At 72.1% G+C, this 5,163-nt stretch carries 7 protein-coding genes; 4 read left to right on the top strand and 3 right to left on the bottom strand.

Features of this window, described 5'->3' with window-relative positions:
- Positions 1–99 (bottom strand): hypothetical protein (locus ACERUJ_RS16150; protein ID WP_370249835.1); only part of this gene is annotated, 99 nt, incomplete at its 3' end.
- A 69-nt stretch (positions 100–168) separates the two neighbouring features.
- Here ACERUJ_RS16150 and ACERUJ_RS16145 point away from each other — a divergent pair.
- The 4 genes from ACERUJ_RS16145 to ACERUJ_RS16130 all read left to right on the top strand — a co-directional run bounded on the left by ACERUJ_RS16145 (position 169) and on the right by ACERUJ_RS16130 (position 2,663).
- Positions 169–1,683 carry an AMP-binding protein gene (locus ACERUJ_RS16145; protein WP_370249832.1) on the top strand — a complete coding sequence of 505 codons (1,515 nt, stop codon included), beginning with the start codon at positions 169–171 and terminating at the stop codon, positions 1,681–1,683.
- Positions 1,680–2,285: a sulfotransferase family 2 domain-containing protein gene (locus ACERUJ_RS16140; protein ID WP_370249831.1), complete on the top strand. Its 606-nt coding sequence runs from the start codon at positions 1,680–1,682 to the stop codon at positions 2,283–2,285. The genes ACERUJ_RS16145 and ACERUJ_RS16140 overlap by 4 nt, the downstream gene beginning before the upstream one ends.
- A gap of 61 nt (positions 2,286–2,346) precedes the next feature.
- Positions 2,347–2,586, top strand: coding sequence for a hypothetical protein (locus ACERUJ_RS16135; protein ID WP_372715315.1), 240 nt, complete (start codon positions 2,347–2,349; stop codon positions 2,584–2,586).
- Entirely contained in the window at positions 2,517–2,663 is a 147-nt protein-coding gene (locus ACERUJ_RS16130; protein ID WP_370249834.1) for an SDR family oxidoreductase, read from the top strand. The genes ACERUJ_RS16135 and ACERUJ_RS16130 overlap by 70 nt, the downstream gene beginning before the upstream one ends.
- Before the next feature lie 69 nt (positions 2,664–2,732).
- On the opposite strand, the gene ACERUJ_RS16125 is transcribed toward ACERUJ_RS16130, so the two are convergent.
- Entirely contained in the window at positions 2,733–3,833 is a 1,101-nt protein-coding gene (locus ACERUJ_RS16125; protein WP_370249827.1) for an NAD(P)H-dependent flavin oxidoreductase, read from the bottom strand.
- Positions 3,833–5,163 (bottom strand): AMP-binding protein (locus ACERUJ_RS16120; protein ID WP_370249825.1); only part of this gene is annotated, 1,331 nt, incomplete at its 5' end. The genes ACERUJ_RS16125 and ACERUJ_RS16120, both read right to left, overlap by 1 nt.

Raw genomic sequence — 5,163 nt, 5'->3', positions numbered from 1 at the left:
CTCGGCCGGCAGACCCTCGGCGAGCCGCCACACGGCCTGCCACAGCGTGAGCCGCTGCGCCAGGACGTCGATGTAGCCGTCGGCCAGGCGCTGCGACACGGCCTGGAAGGTGCCGATCGGCCGCCCGAACTGCTCGCGGGTGAGCACCGATGGTCCTGGCGCGAGGTCGTGGCCGACTCCGCCCGCCTCGGGGCGGCGCTGACGGCGCGCCTGGACCCGCAGCGTCCCCCGCACGTCGGCGTCCTGCTCCCCAACACCCCGGCGTTCGTGCACGCCCTCGGCGCGGCGGCGCTGCACGGGCTGGTCGTCGTCGGGCTCAACAGCACCCGGCGGGGAGCCGCACTCGCGGCCGACGTCGCCCGGGCCGACTGCCAGCTGGTGCTCACCGACGCCGCCGGGCTGGCCCTGCTGGCACCGCTCGACGACCTGCCCGCGGGCGTGACCGTGATCGACGTCGAGGATCCCGGCTGGGGCCGCACCGTCGCGGCCGCCGCGGCGGAGCCGCCGTCGCGGCGCTGCGGGCCCGAGGACCTGCTGATGCTGATCTTCACCTCCGGCACCTCGGGCGACCCCAAGGCGGTGCGGGTCACCCACGCCAAGGTCGCCGGGCCCGGGGTGATGCTGGCCGAGCGCTTCGGCCTCACCGGCGCCGACGTCGCCTACTGCGCGATGCCGCTGTTCCACAGCAACGCGGTGATGGCCTGCTGGGCGCCCGCGCTGGCGGCCGGCGCCGCCGTCGCCCTCGCTCCGCGCTTCTCGGCCTCGGGCTTCCTGCCCGACGTGCGCCGCTACGGCGCCACCTACGCCAACTACGTCGGCAAGCCGCTGGCCTACGTGCTGGAGACGCCCGCCCGCGCCGACGACGCCGACAACCCGCTGCGGCTGGTGTTCGGCAACGAGGCGCACGAACGTGACATCGACCGGTTCGCCGAGCGGTTCGGCTGCACCGTGGTCGACTCCTACTCCTCCACCGAGAACGCCGTCATCGTGCAGCGCCGTCCCGGGATGCCCGCCGGTGCGCTCGGGTGGCCGCTGCCGGGGGTGGAGGTGCTCGACCCCGAGACCGCGCTCCGCACCCCCGACGCGGTGTTCGACGACGACGGGCGGCTGCTCAACGCCGACGAGGCGACCGGCGAACTGGTGAACACCGCCGGGGCGGGTGCCTTCGCCGGGTACTACCGCGACCCCGCGGCCGACGCCGAGCGGATGCGCGGCGGCATGTACTGGTCCGGCGACCTGGCCTACCGCGACGCCGCGGGCTGGGTGTACTTCGCCGGGCGCAGCGCCGACTGGTTGCGGGTGGACGGGGAGAACCTCGCCGCCGCCCCGATCGAGCGACTGCTGCTGCGGCACCCGGCGGTGGCGGAGGTCGCGGTGTACGGCGTCCCCGATCCCCGCTCGGGCGACCGGCTGGTGGCCGCGCTGCGGCTCACCGCTCCCCTGACCCCGACGGCGTTCGAGCGGTTCCTCGACGCGCAGCCCGACCTCTCCCCCAAGGCGCGACCGGCCGTCGTGCGGATCGTGGCGGACCTGCCCCGCACGGCGACCAGCAAGGTGCTCAAGCGCGAGCTCGTGCGGGCCGGGGTGGAGCCGGGTCCCGACCTGCCCGGGGAGCTGTGGGAGCGCGACGCGCGCGGCACCGGCTACGAGCAGCGGTCCGGCTTCGATAGGCTCGGCCGGTGATCATCTCCGACGCGCACAAGCTGCTCTTCGTGCACGTGCAGAAGACGGGTGGGGTCACTCTGACCAACCTGCTCAAGTCGCAACTCACCGACGTCCGGTCGGTGCACAAGCGGCACGCACCGCTCTCGACCATCCTGACCAAGGAGCCCGAGCTCACCGACTACTGGGTCTTCGGCTTCGTCCGCAACCCGTGGGACCGGATGGTCTCCTGGTGGTCGATGATCGAGAACTGGCGCAACTGGAGCGAGCGCAAGGGCATCGACGCCTCCGACCGCTGGAACGAGTTCTGGCGCGGGTCGAGCGAGTACACCTCCTTCGACCAGTTCGTGATCGAGGGCACTCAGACGTTCCCACGGCTGCGGCGCGCCCAGATCGACTACCTCACCACCCCCACCCGCACCGCCGACTTCATCGGCCGCACCGAGCGGCTCAGCGAGGACTCCCGCACCGCGCTGGAGCACTTCGGCCTCAGCACCGAGGGCCTGGGCCACGACAACAAGTCCAAGCGCACCGGCTACCGCGAGTACTACACCCCCGAGACCCGCGACCTGGTCGGCGAGATCTTCGCCAAGGACGTCGAGGCCTTCGACTACGAGTTCTGATCCGACCGCGACGATGGTGGCGCCACTCCCGCTGGCCGGACGGACCGCCGTGGTCACGGGGGTGAGCCGGCGGCGTGGCATCGGCTTCGCGGTCGCCTGCCGACTCGCCGACCTGGGCGCCTCGCTCGGCATCCACCACCACCGTCCGCACGACGTCGCCACCTACGGCGACCCTGACGGACTCGACGGCCTGCTCACCCGGCTGCGGTCGACACCGGCTACCGCGACGACCTGCCCCCGGACGCGCTCGACCGCTTCCCGCTGGGGCGACCGGGGCGTCCCGAGGACCCCGCGCGCCTGATCGGCTGGCTCGCGAGCGACGACGGTGCCTGGGTCGTGGGACAGGTGCTCCACTCCGAGGGCGGCTTCCGCCGCTGACGCACGAGCGCCCCGCTCCCCACGGTCGACGTGGGGGACGGGGCGCTCGTCAGGTCGCGACGACGCGGCTCAGAGCTTCTCGAGCCGGCTCACGGTCTCCTCGAACTCGCGCACGAGGTCGGCCATGACCTCGGCCACCGGGCGCACCCGGTCCATCCGGCCGACGATCTGGCCCACCGGCATCGAGATGACGTCGGGGTCGTTGGAGGCCACGATCCGGTTGTGCGCCTCGGCCACCAGCAGGTTCTGCAGCGGCATCGGCAACGGCGCCGGCGCGCCCTCCTCGGCCCAGGCTTGCGTCCACTTGGTCTTGAGCAGCCGGGCGGGCTTGCCGGTGTAGACCCGGGTGCGCACGGTGTCGGAGGAGGTGGCGCGGGTGAAGGCGGTCTCCCAGGCCTCGTGGTTGTTCGAGAGGTTGCGGTACTCCTCGGTGCCGAGCCAGATCGAGCCCATCCACACGCCCTGGGAGCCCAGCGCCATGGAGGCCGCGATCTGCCGGCCGCTGCCGATGCCGCCGGCGCCCAGCACGGGCACGTCGGGTCCCACGGCGTCGACGATGTCGGGGGTGAGCACCATCGAGGCGATCTCACCGGTGTGGCCACCGGCCTCGTAGCCCTGGGCGATGATGATGTCCACGCCGTTGGCGACGTGGCTCAGCGCGTGCTTGGCGGCACCGGCCAGCGCGCCGACCTTGATGCCCGCGGCGTGGCACTGCTCGATGACGTCCACCGGCGGGGAGCCCAGCGCGTTCGCCACGAACACCGGTCGGTGGGTGAGTGCGACGTCGAGGTGGCTGCGCGCCATCGAGTGCAGCCACCCGAGCACGCCCTCGCGGCCCTCGCCCTCCGGCAGCGGCGGGACGCCGAGCTTGAGCAGGGTCTCGTCGACGAACTTCTTGTGCTCCTCGGGGATCATCGCCGAGAGGTCGATCGCCTTGCCCTCGGTGGGGATCTTCATCGGCATCACGATGTCGACGCCGTACGGCTTGCCGTCGGTGTTCTGGTCCATCCAGTCCAGCGTGCGGTCCAGTTCCTCGGTGTCGTTGAACCGGACGCAGCCGAGCACACCCAGCCCGCCGGCGCGGGAGACCGCGGCGGCGACGTGCTCGGAGGGGGTGAAGGCGAGGATCGGGTACTCGATCCCGAACTCGTCACACAGGGGGGTACGCATCAGGCCTGGGCTCCCGTCTTCTCGATGGCCTCGATCATGAGTTGCTTCGCCTGCGGGTACTGCGCCTTGCCGGTGGCGTTGCGCGGCACCTGCGGGACCACGGTCATCGCCCGCGGCAGCTTGTAGCCGGACAGGTGCGCGCGCAGGTAGTCGCGCAGCTCCTCCAGCGTCACGGTGTGGCCCTCGCGCAGCTCGACGACGGCGGCGACGGCCTGCCCGTAGGTCTCGTCGGGCACCCCGACGACCAGGCAGTCGTAGACGGCCGGGTGGCCCTTGACGGCCATCTCGACCTCCTCGGGGTAGACCTTCTCCCCGCCGGTGTTCACGCAGTTCGAGCCGCGGCCCAGCAGCGTGATGCGGCCGTCGGTCTCGACGCGGGCGAAGTCGCCGGGGATCGAGTACCGCTCGCCGTCGACCTCGATGAACGTCGCGGCGGACTTGACCGGGTCCTTGTAGTAGCCCACCGGCACCGAGCCGCCGCGGGCGAGCCGGCCGACCCGGCCGATGTTGGCGGCGTCGGTGCCGTCGATCGGGCGGTCGTCCTCGTCGAGCACGACGGTGTTCGGCCCGAGGGCGACGACGGGGCCGTCGGTGCTGATCGCGTTCTTGTCCTGCATGCCCATGCCGGCGAAGCCGGTCTCGGTGGACCCGATGGAGTCGGTGAAGATCGCGTTCGGGAACGCCTCCATCCAGCGCTTCTTCACCGGCGGCGAGAAGATCGCGGCGCTGGAGGAGATCGCGAACAGCGAGGAGCCGTCGTAGGGGGTGCCGGTGGCGGCCTGGCGCTCGAACTCCTCGATGAGCGGGCGGGCCATCGCGTCGCCGGTCATGAAGATCAGCTGGACCTGGTCGGCCTCGATGATCTCCCAGGTGCGACGCGGGTCGAACTTGGGCTCCAGCACCGTGAGGTGGCCGGCGAAGAGGTGCATGAGCAGGCCTGCCTGGGCGCCCCCGTGCATCAGCGGGCTGAGCGGGAAGGTCGTCATCCGGGGGTCGGTGGCCTGCTTGGACTGGTCGTACTCCTCCAGCGGCTCGCCGGTGTAGAAGTCGATGCCGCCGCCGAGCACGCGCCAGAAGTCCTCGTGGCGCCACATGACGCCCTTGGGGAACCCGGTCGTGCCACCGGTGTAGATGATGTGGAGGTCGTCGGCGCTGCGCTCGGCGAAGTCCCGCTCGGCGCTCTGGTCGGCGATGGCGTCGGCGTACAGCACGCCGCCGAAGGCGGAGATGTCCGAGGCGTCGTCGGGGTCGATCGCGTCGGGGATCGCCACGAAGGTCCTGAGCTTCTCGTGGTTGGGTGCGACCGCGGCCAGCAGCGGGGCGTAGGAGC

It is taken from the genome of Nocardioides sp., from assembly GCF_964228225.1.
GTDB lineage: Bacteria > Actinomycetota > Actinomycetes > Propionibacteriales > Nocardioidaceae > Nocardioides.
This window is presented reverse-complemented; position numbering and strand designations above follow the sequence as displayed.